The sequence below is a fragment of the Oleiphilus sp. HI0125 genome (genome assembly GCF_001635355.1).
The window spans coordinates 1-1,495 of sequence record NZ_LWGF01000224.1 but is presented as its reverse complement, the minus strand read 5'-3'; the positions used below and the strand labels follow the sequence as shown (position 1 = coordinate 1,495).

The window sequence follows — 1,495 nt, the reverse complement described above, 5'->3', positions numbered from 1 at the left end:
GCTTGGCAAAAGTAAAAGGCAGTACACGTCTGCTGCTTTCTGTGTCGGATCCTGACTTGGTCGAAGACACCTACCAGCATGTCGATCATATATTCTATCGCCCCTCAGACAATAAAAGCTTTATCACCAAATTGATTCAGCAGATCGATCAAGAAGAGAGTAAAACCGCTGTGACAGACGAGCGCATACTCGTTGTTGAGGATGATCAAATTCAGCAAATCATTTTGGTTCAGCTATTAGAAGAATTCGGCATTAGTTGCGATACGGCAAATTCAGGGGAAGAAGCGCTGAAATGTTTAAAAGAAGCAAAACCAGCGATCATTTTTATGGACTGCATTATGCCCGGTATGGGCGGCATTGAAGCAACACGAAAGATACGTGCAAACCCCGATCAATATGGTGAACTGACCGTCATTGGTGCTACAGCACTCACGAGCAACAAAGATAAAAAAGAATGTATGGATGCTGGTATGGACTACATTATTGGCAAGCCATATAAAAACGAAGAAATCTTCAAGGTAATCAAAAACTACATGGCGGTACAAAAAATAAGTTAGCGCGTCCCCACAAGGTCTGTCGCGCAGGGAGATAATCAACACGAATGTTGAAGTTCGTTATAACTAAACTGATTTTACTTAGCCAGCTGGGCTATGTTCAGCAAAGCTATGCGGATAGTCTCGCCTCTGTGGTCGAACAAGCGGTCAACAATAATCTTGAAATCGCGAGTGCGCAAGCAGGCCTTGAAGCGAGCGAATACGATAAGTCGATCAGCCTTACTGAGTTTTTCCCAAGCCTTAGTGCTAGTGCCAATACAACCTGGAATGAATCCAACACAGAACAAGATCCGGGACCGGATATCGAAAACGAGTATAACGAGCATGGTTATCAGATCACACTTAACCAACGGTTATTCGATCTTGGCCGCCTATTTCGCTACAGCCAAGCACGTCAAGAATACACAATTGAACAGCTCAAGTTTGAACAAACACGTCAGGAGATTATTTCTAGCGCCTTCAATAACTACCTTGAAATCCTTCAGCTTTACACCCGCAGACTCGCAACAGAACATGAGTTAGATTCATCTAACACACTCTTACAACAGGTCAGTAAAAATGTCGAAGCAGGAAACACCCCCCGCTCGTCGCTATACGAGGCACAAGCAAAAGTGGGCAGCGTGAGCACTTTGTTAGTAGATCTACAGAAACGTATCGATATTGCAATCGCAAAACTACAAAAAGATGCCGGTTATCGTGCAAGCCCAACCTATGATATTGATCCGTCTATTTTAATTAGCGAAATTGATCAAGCCACCCTTTCGATTTACCTGAATCAATTGCGAGACTCCAATTTCGATATTTTGATTGCGTATCAAACACTTCAAAAAAGTAAGAGTAGCTTGAGTGAGACAAGATCAAAATTTTCTCCAACGATCAGTGCGGGTATAAACTACTCATACACTGATACGAATAACGCATCCTCTACTGTTCTGCCTGCC

Annotated in this window: 2 protein-coding genes; both read left to right on the top strand. The window is 43.1% G+C overall.

Annotated elements, in window-relative coordinates:
- The coding region (locus A3762_RS03480) for a response regulator (RefSeq protein WP_197468997.1) at positions 1-557 on the top strand (557 nt) is incomplete at its 5' end.
- Positions 558-601: 44 nt separating this feature from the next.
- Positions 602-1,495 (top strand): TolC family protein (locus A3762_RS03475; protein ID WP_197468996.1); only part of this gene is annotated, 894 nt, incomplete at its 3' end.